Below are 16958 nucleotides of genomic sequence, written 5' to 3' on the forward strand. Positions count from 1 at the left end.
TACTTTTATGGTCTCTAGCCCTTGACCGCACCGGAGGTGAGGCCAGACACGAAGTAGCGTTGGAATATGAGATAGACGATGGTCGCCGGCAGGACGGTCATCACGATGGCCGCATTGAGCTGGCCGTAGTTGCTTGAGAACTGCCCCTGAAACGACATCAGACCGAGCGGCAACGTCCACATGTGCTGATCCTGGAGCAGCACCAGCGCCATGGCGAATTCGTTCCAGGTGGAGACGAAGTCGAGAATGAGCAATGCCGCAAGGACGGGTAGGCACACGGGCAGAAATATCCGTCTGAAGATGGTGAAGTGGTTCGCACCGTCAATGAGTGCCGCTTCAGAAAGCTCTTTGGGAATTCCCTTGAAGAAGCCGTGCAGGATGAAAACCTGATACGGAACGCCGAAGGCGATGTAGGGGAGAATGACGCCTGGGTAAGTGTCGATGAGGCCGAACGAGTTTACCAGGGTAAACAGGGGGGCAAGCATCACCTGAAAGGGGATCATCGTGCCGAACACGACAAGAAGCAACAGGGCCTGTGTGACCTTCAGCTTGATCTTGGCAAGGGCATAGGCGGCCATTGCGGAAAGCAGGAGCCCAAGCGGCACCTTGATGACTGTAATGATGGCGCTGTTGAAGAAGGAGCTTGCGAAGTTGCCGCGGCTCCATGCGGCGCTGTAGTTTTCGAACGCGAGGTCGGTAGGTGGCACGAAAGCACCCGTGTTCGTCACCGCCGCAGGCGTCTTCAAGGACGTGAACACGATGAAGACAAATGGCGCCACCCAGACAAGCGCTACGATGATCAGGGTTATCCAGAGACCGATCAAAATCGGATCCCGCTTCATCGACGATGGTTCGACCTGGAGCCGCAAGAGGGTCGTGTCAGTTGGGACTGCTGTCACGATTCAACCTCCTCGTGCTTTTGGGTCCGTCTGAGATAGGGAATGACCACGGTCATGGTGATCAGGAGCAGGACGACGGAAATTGCGGCGCCTCGTCCAAAATCGAAGATCTGCATGGCCTGTGTGAACGCCCAGAGTGCCAGCATCTGGGTGGACTGCGCCGGGCCGCCGCCCGTCAGACCGTAGACGATGTCGAATGCCTTCAACGACGAGATGATGGAAAGAACCAGAACGATCGTCACCGTCGGGCGCAATGCTGGCAACGTCACATGCTTGAACACCGCCCAACGACCGGCGCCATCGATGCGTGCGGCCTCGACAAGCGTTTGTGAGACATTTTGCAGGCCTGCCAGGAACAGGACCATCGAGAAACCCACCGTCTGCCAGAGATACGCCAGGAAGACGGAATAAAGGGCGATATCCTTGTTGCCCAACCAGTCCTTGATCCAGCCCTGCATGCCCCACGACGTGAGCAACTGACTGAAAAGGCCGAAGAACGGATCGTACATCCATTTCCACATGGTGGCGACAGCGATCGGCGCGATGATGACCGGCAGATAAAAGATCGCCCTGAGGCTATTGCGGCCAAAGATCTTCTGATTGAGACTGAGGGCCAACAGGAGTCCGACCATTGGCGGGAAGATCAGGCTCATCACCGTCCAGATCACAGTATTCCTAAAAGCGACCCAGAAAACCGGATCTCTCGTGAAAATCGCGGTATAGTTTGCAAGCCCGACGAATTGCCGATGCGGATCCAGTCCATTCCATTTTTGGAAGCTCAGGATGATGACATTGAGCATCGGATAAAGGGCGAACACGGCATAGATTGCCAATGCCGGCACAAGCAGGATGAGCGCTTGCACGCGCGGATCGTGTGTCGACTGTCGAAGTGACATGCTTTCCTCCTGGCAATGAGAGCCGCTGCCAGCTTATGAAATGGGCCAGCCGATCAACACGAGGGTCGATCGACTGGCGCCTGGGAGGAATTAGGTTCGGCTTGCGATGAAGCTCTGCAGCTGCTTGGCCGCGTCAGCAGGTTCAGCGTTGCCGGAGGCGACGTCATTGATGACGCGGAAGTATTCCGTCGTGACATCAAGCGGGAACGCCTGATCGCCGTTCATGTACACCTTGCCGTACTTTTTGAAGATATCCAGCCATTCTGCCTCGAGCGGCTTCTGGTTGGTATACTCTACGTTCTTGTTGACGGAGGTCGAACTGAGCTGACCGAGCAGATCCTGCTGCACCTTCGTGGACAGGAAATAGTCAAGAAACTTCGCCGCCATATCCGGATTCTTGCTCTTGGTACTGATGTAGTTGTACTCGGCGAAGCCGTAGAGACGATCGGTATTGGTCGGGAACGGGAAAATGCCGTAGTCGTCGAGATTGGCACCGGAGCCGTTAAGCTGGCTGACCAGCCAATCGCCTTCGAGCATCATTGCTGCACGACCTGCCGTGAAGAGGCTGTAGGACTGTTTGTTGTCGATGCCCATGAACGGCTGCAGCGTGTAGTCCTTCGTCCACTTCGCAAACTCCCCGAACGCTTCCGTCGCGCAGGGTTCCTTCGTCCAGTCCAGCGTCATCGCTTTCAGGGCGTCATGCTTTTCAGCGCCGCACTTTGTTTCAAGGATAACGTCCATGAGACGCATGACGTGCCAGTTGACCGTTCCGCCGAACGTGAAGGCAGGAATTCCTGCGGCCTTCAGCTTCTGCGCCGCTGCAACGAGTTCGTCGTAGGTCTTGGGTTCTTCCTTGATGCCAGCCTGGTCAAAAAGCTTCTTGTTATAGTAGACGGCTTCACCCTTGAACGTGAAGGGAGCGCCATGCTTGCCGCCGGCATATAAGTCGGCGAAAGCCGCTGCAGAGGGAAGCAGTTCGTCGTTCCATTTGTACTCGGTGTAGTACTTGTCGAGCGGCAGCGACAGACCGGCTTTCACGTATTCGCCGCCAAGGCCAAGGCCCGCCCAGCTGAAATAGATGTCGGGTCCTTTGTCGGAGCCTGCAGCGACGCGCAAAGCAGTCTTGTGCTCATCGACGGCGCGCTGGACAATCTCGACATGTGTCCCAGGGTTTGCCGCTTCGAAGTCCGTTGCTACCTTCTTCAGGGCCGTATTTGCAGCATTGTTGTCGAAGTTGAGCGTCCAGAGCGTGATATCTTCGGCAAGAACCGGCGTTGCAGACAGGGACGCGATCGCCAGCGCAACGATGCTCGTAGACTTCAACGTCGTGGATAGGGTCAGCATTACGTCCTCCTCTTGTAAAGCCGGCCCGTTTTCGCAGATAGTCATTGACATGTCAACTGGTATGATGAGCTAACCATCATGTTGCTGTGCAAATTTCGATATCGCGGCAATTATGATGACGGCCGACGCAGCGCCCGGATCGATGTGACCGATCACGCGATGCCCCAATCGCGAAGCGCGCCCCTTGCCTGCTGTCATGCCGCTCGTTGCTTCGCAGCCCTCGTGTGCCGCCTGCAGGGCAGCGTCGAAACATGCAGCGAGGGGCGTTCCCGACCGCCAGGAATCCTGCGCGGCGTCAGCTGACGGCCTCCAGGCATCAAACATTGTCTTTTCTCCGAGCTCTGCCTTGCCGCGCTCCTGGATTCCCTGGGCCATTGCCGCAAAAGCGCGTAGGAAATCGTCATCGGTCAATGCCTGCTTGTCCTTGGCGGCCGCTCCCGCGCGCATGAAGGCGGTGGCGTACAATGGGCCAGATGAAGCGCCAACTGCATTCAAAAATGCCTTTGCTGCGACGTTGAATACAGCCGTTGGCGCAGTCTGGGCAGGGTCGAGCTCGCCGACGGCCTTTGCGGCCGCTTGGCATCCTGCGTCCATGGCGAGCCCGTGATCGCCGTCGCCGATGGCGCCATCCAACTCACAAAGATGGTCGCGTTTCTTTGCGATAGCCTCGGCAATCAGGACAAACAGGCGCTGCAGATCTTTCGTCGTGATCGTCATCGATCACCTCGTAAACATGGCGCAATCGCAGGGGTGGTCGATCAATCGCTGTAGATCGTCATCGAGATGCATGACGGTCACCGACGCACCGGCCATTTCAAGCGACGTGCAGTAATTTCCCACGAGCGACGTATGGACGACGAGTCCGGCATCATCAAGCCGGGACTTCACGCGTCGCATCATGATGTAGAGTTCCATCATCGGCGTCGAACCGAGCGAGTTGACGAGCACTGCGACACGATCGCCGCGACTTGCCTTCATCTCCCGAAGAATGCTGTCCATCAGTTCGTCGGTCACCTCGTTTGCCGTTTTCAGCGGCTCGCGAGCCATCCCGGGTTCTCCATGGATTCCCATTCCGATCTCCATCTCGTCTTCGCCAATCAGGAAGTTCGGTTTGAGGGTCTGGGGCAGCGAACACGGCGAGAGCGCGACACCCATCGTGTAGGTTCGCGAATTGGCATGGCGGGCAGCCCGCTCCACGTCGTCGAAAGAATACAGCAGATCACAGGCCGCTCCAGCGGCTTTGAAAATGAAAACGTTGCCCGCCACGCCGCGTCGCCTGTGCCTCTGATCGGGAGGCGCGGAGGCGACGTCATCCGTTGTCAGGACAGTTCGCGCTTCAATGTCGTCCAAAGCGAGCATTTCAGCGGCCATGTCGAAGTTCATGACGTCGCCGGCATAATTGCCATACATGAACAGAACGCCGGCACCGCCATCGACAGCCTTGGCACACGCGATAATGGGATCGGGGGGCGGGGAGGCGAATACATTGCCGATCGCGGCAGCGTCTGCGAGCCCCTTGCCAACAAAGCCCAGAAACGTTGGCTCGTGGCCAGACCCGCCGCCGATCACCAGCCCGACCTTGCCCTTGCGCGGCCCGTTTTTGGCAATGATCGCGCGCGGCATATCGTCGACCGCGTAAAGATGGTTCGGATGCGCCGAAAGCACCCCCTGCAGCATCTCATCGACGGCGTCTGCACCGGAATTGATAAGCTTCTTGGTCTTCACGCCATCCTCCCCAGAACAAGCTTCGTTGGCATAGATGCAATTGGTACCGAGCGGGTCAATCCGCCAGTCGCACGACGAGGCTAGCCAGTGGAGCGAGCAACAGGTTCGTACCTGAATTCTTTGATGCTGGCTTGCATGCACCGCAGTCGACCGCTTTTTCCTCGCTCGTCAAATTAACGATGCAAAGCTTTTCTCCTGTGGCATCCCCTGCAACGAAAGCCAGCACCTCGGAGGGGGAGGAGGAGACACATTCCTGCCAGGATGCACCAGCCAATGCAGCCAGTGCCCGTACGGTATTAAACAGTGGGCGCCGCCCGCCTTCCTCGATCGGTTCTGCCGGACCGGCGATCAAACCAAATGGACCGGTCAATGCAGAAAGTGTCAGGCATTCGAGATCGGCATCCAGTACCCGTATCGCGTAAGCCAGCGCGAAAACCTCTGCGAAGCGCCCGTTATGGCGCGGGTCGCGGTTGGCCATCGGTACGCGTCCGCCCGAAGGATTGTCCATCGTGCGGCTGCCATAAGGGTTCTGCCGCATCGCAATGGTCGACGGGCCGATCCGGTAGGGCTTTGCGTCGTAGATCGCGCGCACGGATCGGGTTATGAACGGCAAGGCTTCCAATGTCTGCATGACGCTGAGATCGTCTGCTGCGTGGACGATCGGATTGGTGCAGTGGCTGACGAAGTCAAGCTGTCCATCGGGAACGCGCTTTCTGTTGAGCTCAGTGAAATAGCTCAGCATGCCGCCACCGATGCGAATGCCTGGAAAGGCTAAGTGGGCTGCAGCGTAGATCTCTTCGAGAGGCGGGCAATCGGGCCATTTGCTACCGGGCGGCGTCGACTGCCGGTCGATGGCAGGCGAGATCATGATCGCATCCGGCTTGAACTTTGCCAACTGCATCTGGTTGGCGATCTCGCCCACCTCGATGGACGGAGACCGCTTGCAGGCAAGTGCTATCTCCAGCGTCGAACGACCGCAATGGGCGGCGGCGATTGCTGCGAACCGCTTGAGCACGTCGACGCCATGCCCGGCACCAGGATCGAGATGGAAGAGAAGTTCCTGGGGAGCGATCTCCGACAGGACGGATTTTGCCGACAAGGTCGCGTCAGCGTCTTCGGGTGCAATAATCAGGCCGATCGCCGGCATGGTGCCGCTTCGCGCCCCGGGCTCGAGGTTGATAGCTCCACCCGAGGCCCCAGCAGAAGGGTGCTCTCGTAAGGGGCTGCGGCTGTCAGTGATGATCAGTGACGTTTTTTGCCGAACGGGCTGGTTGGCGGCGATCTGGTACGGCCACGGAAGGGCGAGCGGTCTGACGTAGGTCTTGTAGGATGCGTCCGACCAGTTCCTCTGATCCTCCATTTCAAAGATGTCGCCCTCCATCCGGCATTCTGCCTTCACGTCAGGCATTACGTCGTGGGTGATGGCGCGCATGTCCTTGAACGGCTGCCAGGGCTCGATCAAATCCGGAAACCGTGTTGCCACGACGGCGCCCTTAACGTGCTCGACCGTCGCTGGTGCGCCGGCCACTCCGACGATCGGATGCAAAATACAGAAGCCGCAGCGGTTGGTTTCGAAGCCGGTCTTGGCCACGGCTTCGGCCTCAAAGTCAAGTCGGTCGGGGCTTCCAACGATGCGAACGTCGATGACGAGTGTAGTCTCGTTCGCTCCAGAGCAGCAGGCGCGATAGGTGACCTCGAAACGATCCTCATTCTGCTCGATCGTAAGATTGTCGATCTGCGGGCTGTAGGTGCCCCAATCCCGGTCGCGAACAAGGTAAGAAATTGCTCTGAGCACCTCGGTTCCATTGTAGCGGATGGTGCGCAGGTTGCCATTGGCAAAATCGGCTACCAGTTTTCCGGCACGTAGTCGAACCGGTGGCGTTTCGACGATATGGGTGCCGTAGAGCTGGAACAGGTCGATCGTCATCGCAGCATCGCTCCGACGTCGATTGTCTGCCCCTTGGCTGCACTGTCATAGGCGGCCTCGACAAGGGCAAACGTCTTCAGATTGTCGGCCCCGGATGTTGAGTGCTCGGCGCCGCGCTTCAACTGATCGACCCAATGCTGCTGGATCGCGTGGACGCTCTCTTGGATGTTGTGCCATGGCCGCGAGGCCCATGGCAGCAACTTTGGAGATACGTCCGTGGTCGTCGTGCCCTGCGCGTTTGTTACCTGGAGGCCGTAGCCTTGCGTCAGACGGATGGTGCCCTCGGAGCCATCAAGCTCGATCAATGTCTCCGGGAACGGTTCCTTGGAGAGCTTCGTCGCGTAGCTGACGTCTACCACCGAGGTGGCGCCGTTTTCGTGGTCAAGGAGAATGGTCGCCACGTCCTCGCCCTTGATCTTCGGGTTGACCCGTTTGGTGCGAGCCGTGAGTGAGGAAACATCGCCAAGGATATAGCGGGCGATATCGATCGTATGGATGCCGAGGTCTTCGATGATGAACCGCTCGCCCTCTGCCAGGTACGGCTGACCGGAGAAGACGTCGTAACCCGAACGGAAGGAAAAACGCCCCCAGAAGGGGGTGCCGATGGCGCCTGCATCCAGCGCCTTTCTGACCGCCTGTATCGGTGTTTGCCAGCGGAAGTTCTCGTGGATCATCAACGCTACGCCGGCATGGCGGCACGCCTCGACCATCGCCTTTGCGTCCGATAGCGTCTTGGCGAACGGCTTCTGGCAGATGGCCGCTATGTTGCGCCTGGCAGCCATTTCCACGAGGGCGCGGTGGCTCTGTGCTGTCGTGGCAATGTCGACGAAATCGAACCAGCCGTCGGCGAACAACGCCTCGGCATCGCTATAGCGACGATCGATACCGAACTGATCGCCAACAACCTTCAGCCGCTCGGGATCGCGATCGCAGATCGCGACGATCCTGGCGCCTTCGACATCGTTCCAGGCGTGCATCTGGTTGATCGCAAAGAAGCCGCAACCGATCAATGCACCTTTCAATTCAGTCATTTCAACCTGCCTTTGCCATCTGCATGAGAGTGACGCGTTGTTGCAGGCGGCGCTGCGCCTGGTCGACAACCACGGCGATGATGATCACCAATCCCTTGATGACCATCTGCCAGAAGGACGAGACCCCCATCATCACCAATCCATCCGAGAGAATGCCGATCACGAATGCTCCGATGATCGTGCCGCCGATCGTCCCGCGTCCGCCCGACATCGACGTGCCGCCAAGAACGGCCGCGGCGATCGCGTTGAGCTCGAAGCTCTCACCGGTCGCCGGGTGCGAGGCCATCAACTCTGACGAGATGATGACACCGACGATCGCCGCGCAAAGGCCGGAGAACATGTAGACGAAGATCTTTACCAGGTCGACGCGGATACCCGACATCCGTGCGGCGCGCTCGTTACCGCCGACGGCAAAGATATGACGGCCAATTGGCGTCGAGCGCGCGACATAGGCGGCGAGCAGCGCAAGTACGATCAGAATCCAGATCGATACCGGCAGGCCGAAAATGCGCCCCGCGCCGAAGAAGTCGAAGCCGGTCGTCGCATATTCGGGCCGGCCGACAAGATTCGGAAAGGTCTGGCCGTCCGACGAGAGCAGCGCCAGCCCACGTGCGATGTAAAGGGTGCCGAGCGTCGCAATAAAGGGCGCGACGTTGAGCTTGGTAATCAGCAGACCATTGATGAGGCCGATGAGGAGGCCGATCGAAAGCGTGATGAATACGATCTCGAAGAGGTTGAAATAGATGGTGTAGCCGATTGGCAGTTCGATGCCGTAAAGGATCAGACCGCCGGCGACCATGCCGCAAAGCCCGACGATCGATCCGACTGACAGGTCGATGCCGCCGGTGATGATGACGAAGGTCATGCCCATCGCCAGGAAGGCGTTGAGCGCGACATGCTTCGACATCAGGATCATGTTTGCAGTCGAGGTGAAGTTCGGCGCGAAGATCGCAAAGAAGATGATAACGGCAAACAGCGCGATGAACGTCCTGAGCTTCATCAGCGTCAGCAGTACAGAACCGTTCGCGCTCGCAGGCGAAGTATTGGATGAGGTGGCCGCCGTCATGACGCGAGTTTCCCTTGATGTCCGTGTCCCTTGGCCGAAGCCGCGATGATGGCTTCTTCCGTGGCCTCGCTCCGGTCGAAGACGGCGACCAGCTGGCCGTTGCTTAAGACCGCGATTCGATCGGAAAGCGCCATGACCTCTTCGAGGTCAGACGTCGAAAACAAAATGGCGAGCCCGTTTGCCGCCAGCCGGCGCATGGTGCGAAAGACATCGGCCTTGGCGCCCACATCGATGCCACGGCTTGGCTCGTCCATCAAAAGCACCTTTGGATTGGTCATCAGTGCCTTGCCGATGACCACCTTCTGCTGATTGCCGCCCGACATAGAGGTTACTTCGAAATCCGGGTTGGGCGCCTTGATTGAAAGATCGCGGATCGCATCGCGAATGGCGTTCTTCTCGGCGCTGCCGTCGATATGGAAGAGGCGGGTGAAGCGGCCAAGGCTTGCCAGGGTTAGGTTGGAAGCGATGGAAAGGACCTGGACCAGACCCTCCCGCTGCCTGTCTTCCGGAATCAGGGCAAGTCCGCGTCGGATACGCCGCGTGGTATCGCGGGCGCGAACTTCCTTGCCATCGATGAAGATTTTGCCGGTCGAGTGCATGTGACGTCCGATCACGCATTCGAAGAACTCGCTGCGCCCCGCACCCATGAGGCCATAAATGCCGAGTATTTCGCCTGCCTTGACCGATAAGGAGACGTTGTTGACCGAAAGCCCACCCGTGGCTCGCGGCAGGCTGATGTTTTCGGCGCGAAAGACCTCGCTGCCGACGGCGTGGTCCACAGACTTTGCAAAATCCTTGGCGTCCGAGCCGATCATGGAGCGCACGATCCAACGCGTGTCGATATCGCGGACCATTGCCTGACCGGTGATTTGGCCGTCGCGTAGCACCGTGATGTAGTCGCCGATCCGCATCAGCTCTTCCAGTCGGTGCGAGATGTAGACGATCGCGACGCCCTGGGCTTTGAGTTCGGCAATCACCTTAAACAGGATTTCAACTTCAGCAGCCGAAAGAGCGGATGTCGGCTCGTCCATGATCAGGATACGCGCATTCAACGACATCGCCTTGGCGATCTCGACGAGCTGCTGCTGGCCGATGGGCAAATCCTCGACCATCGTCTCCCCGTCAATCCCGGCATCCAAACGCTTCAAAAATGCATTGGCTTTTTGGACCTGCGCCTTGTGATCGATACCGAAGAGGCCGCGCGTCATCTCGCGCGTGGCGAAGATATTTTCTGCGACCGACATGTTGGCAAAGAGATTGAGCTCCTGAAAGATCATACCGATGCCGTGCGCCTGCGCATCGGCCGGGCTGTTGAAAGATACCGGCTCGCCGTCAAGGATGATGCGGCCGTGCGTCGGGTGCTCGACGCCGGCGATGATCTTCATGAGTGTCGACTTGCCTGCGCCGTTTTCGCCCACCAGGACGTTGACCGCGCCCTGGCGCAGTTCGAGATGGGCGCGCTTCACCGCGACGATACCCGAATAGACCTTCGACACATCGTCGAGCCGCAGGATGATGCCGTGCGTCGATATCTTGTTTGCGGTCATGATCCCACCGTCAGTTCGGAGGGAGTGACGAATGGAAGCTGGCCGCCGTTGGGGAGCGGAAAGGCGCCAATCGCGGTTACTGTCTTGCCGACAAGGCCTTCGCGCGGGACGGCGGACAGGAAGGCCGCATTGGCCTTCTCGTTGAACGCCTTGCCGAACTGAGCCCACTCGATCTGGTTCTTGAATTCGTTGAAATTGACAAAGTCCAGCGTGTCGCGCAGCGCCGTGCCTCGCAGCGCCGGCCCGATCTGTACCTTCGCATCGGCCTTGCCATCGCCATCGGCGTCGACATCGAGCGTTGCCGCGCGCGAGGCTGTATCGGCAGCAATGACCTTGCCGTTGACTTTTACCGCATACGTCCACGGCGAGCTGCTCTGCTTGCGCGGATTGCCGTATTTCTCGCCCGCCTGATCGGGGCTGGAAGTGGCCAGTTGCACGACGTCTTTGAGTTCGCCGGAGCGCTTCTCGAAATAGGGTATGACCTCGGACTGCCAGATCGCCTCGACCTTTGCGTTCGGGTCGAAGGCGGTCTTGGCCGCTGCCGCCGCCTTTTCTTCTGCGGTTGGCGTCTTGATGATCTTGCAACCGGGCAACATCGCCACCACCACAGCAGCGAGTAGGGCGCCCTTCATTCTCAACATGCGGGTGAACCTCGACGTCATACGAAAGGAATTGCAGAGGGCGCAGCGCTGCCCCTCTGCAATTCACGGCTGATTAGTTCGTCAGAGCGAAGGTCTCGAGCTTGTCAACATTGTCTGCGTTGATGAGAACGCAATCCATCAACTGCTTCTCTTCCTTGGGCGTGGTCTTGTTCTTGATGTAGGCGTCTGCCTGCTCGACAGCCAACTGAGCCTGTGCATAGGCGGGCTGCAGAACGGTCGCCTTGATGCCGCCAGACCTGATGGAGTCGCGCACGTCGTTGGAGCCGTCGAAGCCGACGACGATCACGTCCTTGCGCCCGGCCGCCTGCAGTGCTGCGATCGCGCCCATGGCCATGGTGTCGTTGCCGGAGATGACGCCCTTGATGTTTGGATTTGCCTGCAGGATGGTTTCCATCTTCGAGTAGGCTTCCGTCTGGCTCCAGTTCGCCGACTGCTTGGCGACTGACTTCAAGTCCGGATAGTCGTCAATGACGTCGTGATAGCCTTGCGAGCGGATGCCGGCATTGGTGTCAGACTCCTTGCCGACCAGCTCGACGTAGTTGCCTTTCTCGCCCATCAGCTTGACGAATTCCTGCGCGCCGAGCTGCGCGCCCTGGTAGTTGTTCGAGACGATCTGGGCAACAGCCACGCCGGTTGCGTTGATTTCGCGATCGATCAGGAAGGAGGGGATGCCCGCATCCTTTGCCTTCTTGACGGCTGCGACAGACGCGTCCGCTCCAGCGTTGTCGAGAATGATCGCCTTGGCGCCGCGTCCGATCGCGGTGTCGATCATTTCCGACTGCTTGTTGGCATCGTCATCATGCGTCATGACGAGGGCTTCGTAGCCAAGTTCCTTCGCCTTTGCTTCGGCGCCGACGGCTTCTGCCTTAAAGAAGGGATTGTCATGCGCCGGCGTGATGATGGCGATGAGGTCGGCCGAATAGGCCGGAATGGCAGTTCCGAGCGCCAGTGCGCCGGCAAAGGCTGTAAGTGTCAGTCTACGCGTTAGTCTCATTTTTTCCTCCCGAGTGTGAACAAAGCCCCGTCTCCCTTGGGGCGGTTGAGGGGTAGCCTTAGGCCTTCCCCAAGCCGGTTCAGGTGATGCGCCGGATGCTTTCGGCGATCTCCTGTGGTTCGAATACCTTTTTCCAGTCGTCGCGCATCAGGGCTGGAATGCCGAATTCGATCGCCTTGTTGCAGGCATCTGAGAAGACGCCGTCGACTTCCTTAAAGATGACCGCGCCGAGCACGTTCATATGGCCGAGCAGGAAGTCGCGGGCAGCTTCTTCAGGCACGCCGCGTGCAACGCATTCATCCATGGCCTGTCGCATGACGACGAGCAGCGATGCGCACACCGTTTCCGACAGCCCAGGTTCGAGCATGGCAAGCTGGTCGACCGTGACCCGGTGCGAGCGCATGACTGGGGCCCAGATGAGCTTGGCGATTTCCTCACCGAGAGCGTAGGCGCTTTCGGGCCCCTGCATCAGCGCCGAGACAATGTGCTGCTTGGCGAACAGGCCGCCGAAGTGGTCCTTCTTCGCCGGCATGTCCGTTTCGTCGTTGAAGATTGGCGGATGACAGGGATGGGTGACGAAATAGGTGAGATCGTCGCGCTTCGGCAGGTGACCGGCAAAGGGGGCCGCAGCATCCAGCACGACAACCATGGTGTCGGGTTTCAGCTTGTCGACGACGCTTGCCGCGACTTTCCCGATCGCGCTGTCGGGCACGGCAAGGATAACCACTTCCGCGCCATCGAGGGCAGCATCGACCGGTAGGCAATCGAGGCCAAGATCATTCTTCAAACGGGTTTTACCTGCGTCGCTAACCTCAACGTGGCGCACGTTGAAACGCGAACCCTTGAGATTTTTCGCAAGCCGGTACCCCATTTTCCCGCCGGCACCGAAGAGGGCAATCTTAGTCATGTTTCCTCACCTTTTGAGTTTTGGATAGGATCATATGCTGGTATGATGAGTCAATCACCATATCACCACTTAATTGTTATGATGCGGGCTTTTCAGCGTCGAGCCTGTCAATTGCCTGGACATTTCCAGCCGACGGACCCTGCGGGTCGAATTCGGAGGCAAGCCAGACATCGACGATCGATTTCGCCAGTTCTGGTCCGATGACACGTGCGCCCATCGTAATGATTTGTGCGTTGTTCGATTTCGCCGCACGCTCTGCGGAATAGGTATCGTGCGTGAGAGCAGCGCGAATGCCTGGCACCTTGTTTGCAGAAATACAGACGCCGATGCCCGTGCCGCAAATCAGGATGCCGCGGTGATGTTCGCCGTTGACAATCGTCTGCGCGAGACGCTGGGAAAGGTCGGCATAGAAGCCGGATTGGCTAAGATCATGGACTTCGAGGTCGGCCTTGCTTCCAAGATGGGCAGCAATGACATCCAAGAGTGGTTTGCCGGCGCTGTCTGCGCCAATTGCGATCTTCATAACAGGTTCCTTCACTCGCCTGCGGGCACAGAAATTTTGCGTTCGATCGCCGCGCTAACGCGGTGAAGAATGTCGAGGTAACCGTCGACGGACCAAGCCGAACGGCCGATGAACAGCCCGCCGACGTGCGCCTGGCTGATCAGTTCCTCGCAGTTTTGCGGGTTGACGCTTCCGCCGTAGAGGACCGGCACCGAACGGCCAAGAATGGACCTGGCCAATTCGGCGATCTTTCCGTGCCGCTGCGAGACATAGTCGGCTGTTGCCGGAATACCGTTCACACCGATCGCCCAGACGGGTTCGTAAGCGAGCAGGATCGGAGCGTGGCCGGCTGCGCTGCCCACGCCCGCCAGAGCTTTCTCGACCTGCCGCCGCACGACAGCATCGGCTTGGCCTTGCTGGCGTTCCTGCAATGTCTCGCCGATGCAGATCACGGGAATGAGACCGTGACGGATAGCGGCCGAAACCTTGAGGCCGACGGTTTCGTCGGTCTCCCCGAAATGCTCGCGTCGTTCGGAATGACCCAACTCGACGATGTCGAGCTCACAGTCCTTCAGCATCAAGGGAGAAATCTCTCCCGTCCAGGCACCGGCATCCTCCCAGTGCATGTTTTGAGCGCCGACCTTCACCGAAGTACCGGCAAGCGCGCGTTTGACCTCGCCGACGGCGGTAAACGATGGAATGACGAACCGCTGTACGCGAACGTCGCGTTCGTAGTCTGTCTCGGCAAGGCGGCGCGCGAAGGCGAGCGCTTCGGCAACGGTCTTGTTCATCTTGAAGCTGGTGCCGACCCAGAAAACCATCTCAACTCTTCCTTCCGTCGCGTATCTGCGCGAAATAACCGTCTGTTCCGACCTGACCGCCTTTAAGAGCGATCTGCAGGCCGGTGGTCGGCGGATAGTCACCGTGAGCGAGGCAAAGCGGAGACCCCGGCGTCTGGGGAAGCGGAAGAAGGGTCGTCAATGCGTCGATCTTCAACCGCCTGAGTGCGTGACTGGACGTGTCGCCACCGGCAATGACGGCCCGAGCAAGCCCTTCTCTCTCGATCAGGCGACGCAAGACCGTGCCGAGTGCACGTCCGAGCTTGTGACGCGCGCCCGGATGTTTGTCGATGTCGGCACCGATGTCCGCAGATGGCCCGAGAGCGGTGTGGATGATCACGCTCTTGCCTTCCTTAAGCTTCTGGATGCCAGCCTGTACCGCTCCATCCACGCAGCGGTCGCCATCCTCCGAAACCAGTGCTAGCGGATCGAGGGCGACGCTCTCGAAGCCGTTATCGACTGCACTTCGGATTTGCCGCTCAGTCGTCGGCGATACGCTGCCTGACACGACCGCTAGGCGGTCGACGGGGCCGACGTCTGGAAACTCGACGCTGTTTTCGCTGATGAGGCCGTTATGGCGCCATGCACGCAGAAGGGCATATTCAACCCCCGATGAACCAGCAACGAAGCTCCCGGATCTGCTGGTGAGGCGGAGTAGCTGTTGGCCTGCAGCCTCTTGTGTCGCCGCAGAATCGACATCGATGAGCAGAATTCCGGGTGCATTCTGTGCCAGTTCGTCGATCCTGGCATCGGCGTCGGTCGAGGTGATTGCGTCAGGATCCGCGACCACGATCGGAACGCGGGTCTGTTTCGCCAGGTGGATTGCAAGATCGGCCTCGTCCATCGGTGTCACCGGATGGCGGCTCATCACAGGATGGCGATCGATGCGAAAGATACGGCCCTGGTAGGCGGCAAAGAGAGTGCCGAACGCCGTGTAGCGCCCCAATTGCGGCGCCCCGACGATGACGGGCGCGGTCGATTGCCCGAACGTCGCACGGCCTATTTCGATCGCCTTGCCGATACTGCCAATCTCGGGGCCGGAATCGAAGGTCGAGCAGACCTTGTAGTGACAGATGGCGGCACCAAGCGACTTTAGCCATTCGAAAGCAGGCGTCAGGTGCTGTTGCATCCAGGCGGGCGTCTCGCTGCGGCTTGTCCCAGCAATGCCGATTGCGCGACAATCTTTGAAGCGCGCCAGCATTTTGGGCGTGGGAATGTCGAGGAAGAGCACCGTCGCAACACCGTTCGATGCCAACGCCTCCATGACATCGGTGGATCCGGTAAAGTCGTCCCCGTAATAGCTGACGAGAAGTCGATCCATAACCGTCACGCGCCTTTGCCGTCGCCGAATTTTGCAATGGAGGCGGCGAGCTCCGGATGATCCTTCGCGTAGATGTCCAACGGGATGTCTGCAACGGCGGCCTGCCAGGCCTGCTGCACGGCCCGGACGCCAGCCGCCGGGCCGCCAGGGTGGCTGACAATGCCCCCGCCACACAGATAGAGAAGATCGGTGGTACGGCCGGTCCGTCGATAGGTCTCCGGGGCCTGTCCTCCCCACTGGCCGGAACCGGCAACTGGAAGCGGACAATCGGAGGCATCAAATAGCGGCGCGCTGACAGCCTTGAAGGACGAGACAAAGCTTTCGTCAGGCTCCCAATACTTGATCCTGATGCCGTTGATCTGAAACTGGTCGACCCCGAGCAGCCGCCAGAATTGCTGGTACACCTTGAAGTCCATGCCGGCGCCGGGATCGCGGGTCAGCACGTCCCAACCGTTTCGATGCGCATGCAACACCAGATTGGAGCGCTTGCGAACAAAGCTCATGCCGCCAAAGCCAATGGAGTTGATGTTGACGACGGCGCAGTTACCGCCAGCATTGGCAACAATGTCGTGGTTGCGCATCATTTCGTCGGGGTCGGCATGCGAGATGCCGAAGGCATACATCACCTTCTTGCCGGTCTTCTGCTCGTGATCGAGGATGCGCGGCATGATCGCTGCAACGCGCTCCTTGAGCGGCGAATAAGCCGGGCTCATCAGCTTCTCGTCGTCCTTGATGAAGTCGACGCCGGCCGCAATCAGCTCGCCGACGAGCTCTGCTGTTTCGTGTGGCCGCAGCCCAAGGGCCGGCTTGACGATCGTCCCGATGATCGGGCGCCCTGTAACGCCGGTCAAACGGCGGCTGCCTGATATGCCGAACTGTGGGCCCGGATGCGCACCCTTGAAGGCGTCAGGCAGCTTCATGTCGACGATGCGGATGCCGGTCATGCCCTTGATGGAATAGACGCCACCGATCGCGATGGTCATCAATGCGGAGATATCGGTCCCGATCGCATCCAGCGGAAAGGCGATGTCGACATCGGCGCGATGGATCTGTGTGCCGGGAGTGACCTCCGGCCAAGTCGGCTGGTTCGTACCTTCGAGCGGGCGGATCGCCAGCACGCGAGCAGCGACGCGTGATTTCAATTCCTCGGTCTCACCAGGAACGGGCACGAAGGTTCCGGTCGACTGGTCGCTTGCGATTTTGTCCGCCATCGTCTCGACGCTCCCAGGCGTCTCGATGCGGTAGGTCAGCGTAATCATCATGAATTGCCGGTTGCTCCTCTCGCCACGAAAGATTGT

The 16958-nt window shown here is 59.1% G+C and carries 16 protein-coding genes; all 16 read right to left on the bottom strand.

Annotation, left to right across the window (positions count from 1 at the left end):
- Positions 1–14: 14 nt before the first annotated feature.
- The 16 genes from LPU83_RS62345 to oiaX all read right to left on the bottom strand — a co-directional run bounded on the left by LPU83_RS62345 (position 15) and on the right by oiaX (position 16922).
- On the bottom strand, positions 15–899 hold the full coding sequence (locus LPU83_RS62345; protein WP_024314130.1) for a carbohydrate ABC transporter permease: 885 nt from the start codon (positions 897–899) through the stop codon (positions 15–17).
- Positions 896–1795, bottom strand: coding sequence for a carbohydrate ABC transporter permease (locus LPU83_RS62350; RefSeq protein ID WP_024314129.1), 900 nt, complete (start codon positions 1793–1795; stop codon positions 896–898). The genes LPU83_RS62345 and LPU83_RS62350 overlap by 4 nt, the downstream gene beginning before the upstream one ends.
- A gap of 90 nt (positions 1796–1885) precedes the next feature.
- Positions 1886–3139, bottom strand: a complete 1254-nt coding sequence (locus tag LPU83_RS62355; protein ID WP_024314128.1) for an ABC transporter substrate-binding protein — start codon at positions 3137–3139, stop codon at positions 1886–1888.
- 69 nt (positions 3140–3208) lie between these two features.
- Positions 3209–3856 (bottom strand): dihydroxyacetone kinase subunit DhaL, encoded by a 648-nt coding sequence (gene dhaL / locus LPU83_RS62360; protein ID WP_024314127.1) that lies wholly within the window; start codon positions 3854–3856, stop codon positions 3209–3211.
- A 3-nt stretch (positions 3857–3859) separates the two neighbouring features.
- Positions 3860–4864 carry a dihydroxyacetone kinase subunit DhaK gene (locus tag LPU83_RS62365; protein WP_024314126.1) on the bottom strand — a complete coding sequence of 335 codons (1005 nt, stop codon included), beginning with the start codon at positions 4862–4864 and terminating at the stop codon, positions 3860–3862.
- Positions 4865–4919: 55 nt separating this feature from the next.
- Complete coding sequence (gene apnL / locus LPU83_RS62370; protein WP_024314125.1) at positions 4920–6791, bottom strand: D-apionate lactonase; 1872 nt, start codon at positions 6789–6791, stop codon at positions 4920–4922.
- Positions 6788–7822 carry a Gfo/Idh/MocA family protein gene (locus tag LPU83_RS62375; RefSeq protein ID WP_024314124.1) on the bottom strand — a complete coding sequence of 345 codons (1035 nt, stop codon included), beginning with the start codon at positions 7820–7822 and terminating at the stop codon, positions 6788–6790. The genes apnL and LPU83_RS62375 overlap by 4 nt, the downstream gene beginning before the upstream one ends.
- Position 7823: 1 nt before the next feature.
- Complete coding sequence (locus tag LPU83_RS62380) at positions 7824–8888, bottom strand: ABC transporter permease (protein ID WP_024314123.1); 1065 nt, start codon at positions 8886–8888, stop codon at positions 7824–7826.
- Positions 8885–10435 carry a sugar ABC transporter ATP-binding protein gene (locus tag LPU83_RS62385; RefSeq protein WP_040680813.1) on the bottom strand — a complete coding sequence of 517 codons (1551 nt, stop codon included), beginning with the start codon at positions 10433–10435 and terminating at the stop codon, positions 8885–8887. Before LPU83_RS62385 ends, LPU83_RS62380 begins: the two co-directional genes overlap by 4 nt.
- The gene (locus tag LPU83_RS62390) at positions 10432–11076 is read right to left on the bottom strand and encodes a DUF2291 family protein (protein ID WP_024314121.1); all 645 of its coding nucleotides are present in this window, start codon (positions 11074–11076) and stop codon (positions 10432–10434) included. Before LPU83_RS62390 ends, LPU83_RS62385 begins: the two co-directional genes overlap by 4 nt.
- Before the next feature lie 73 nt (positions 11077–11149).
- Complete coding sequence (locus LPU83_RS62395; RefSeq protein WP_024314120.1) at positions 11150–12091, bottom strand: D-ribose ABC transporter substrate-binding protein; 942 nt, start codon at positions 12089–12091, stop codon at positions 11150–11152.
- A gap of 79 nt (positions 12092–12170) precedes the next feature.
- Positions 12171–12998 (bottom strand): phosphogluconate dehydrogenase C-terminal domain-containing protein, encoded by an 828-nt coding sequence (locus tag LPU83_RS62400; RefSeq protein ID WP_024314119.1) that lies wholly within the window; start codon positions 12996–12998, stop codon positions 12171–12173.
- A gap of 76 nt (positions 12999–13074) precedes the next feature.
- The gene (derI, locus tag LPU83_RS62405) at positions 13075–13521 is read right to left on the bottom strand and encodes a D-erythrulose-4-phosphate isomerase (protein WP_024314118.1); all 447 of its coding nucleotides are present in this window, start codon (positions 13519–13521) and stop codon (positions 13075–13077) included.
- Between the two features lie 11 nt (positions 13522–13532).
- The gene (locus LPU83_RS62410; RefSeq protein ID WP_024314117.1) at positions 13533–14321 is read right to left on the bottom strand and encodes a triose-phosphate isomerase; all 789 of its coding nucleotides are present in this window, start codon (positions 14319–14321) and stop codon (positions 13533–13535) included.
- A gap of 1 nt (position 14322) precedes the next feature.
- Positions 14323–15660 carry a four-carbon acid sugar kinase family protein gene (locus tag LPU83_RS62415; protein WP_024314116.1) on the bottom strand — a complete coding sequence of 446 codons (1338 nt, stop codon included), beginning with the start codon at positions 15658–15660 and terminating at the stop codon, positions 14323–14325.
- Positions 15661–15665: 5 nt separating this feature from the next.
- A complete protein-coding gene (oiaX, locus tag LPU83_RS62420) occupies positions 15666–16922 on the bottom strand; it encodes a 3-oxo-isoapionate-4-phosphate decarboxylase OiaX (protein ID WP_024314115.1) in 1257 nt (418 codons plus the stop codon).
- Positions 16923–16958 lie beyond the last annotated feature (36 nt).

It is taken from the genome of Rhizobium favelukesii (assembly GCF_000577275.2).
In the GTDB taxonomy this organism is placed as follows: domain Bacteria; phylum Pseudomonadota; class Alphaproteobacteria; order Rhizobiales; family Rhizobiaceae; genus Rhizobium; species Rhizobium favelukesii.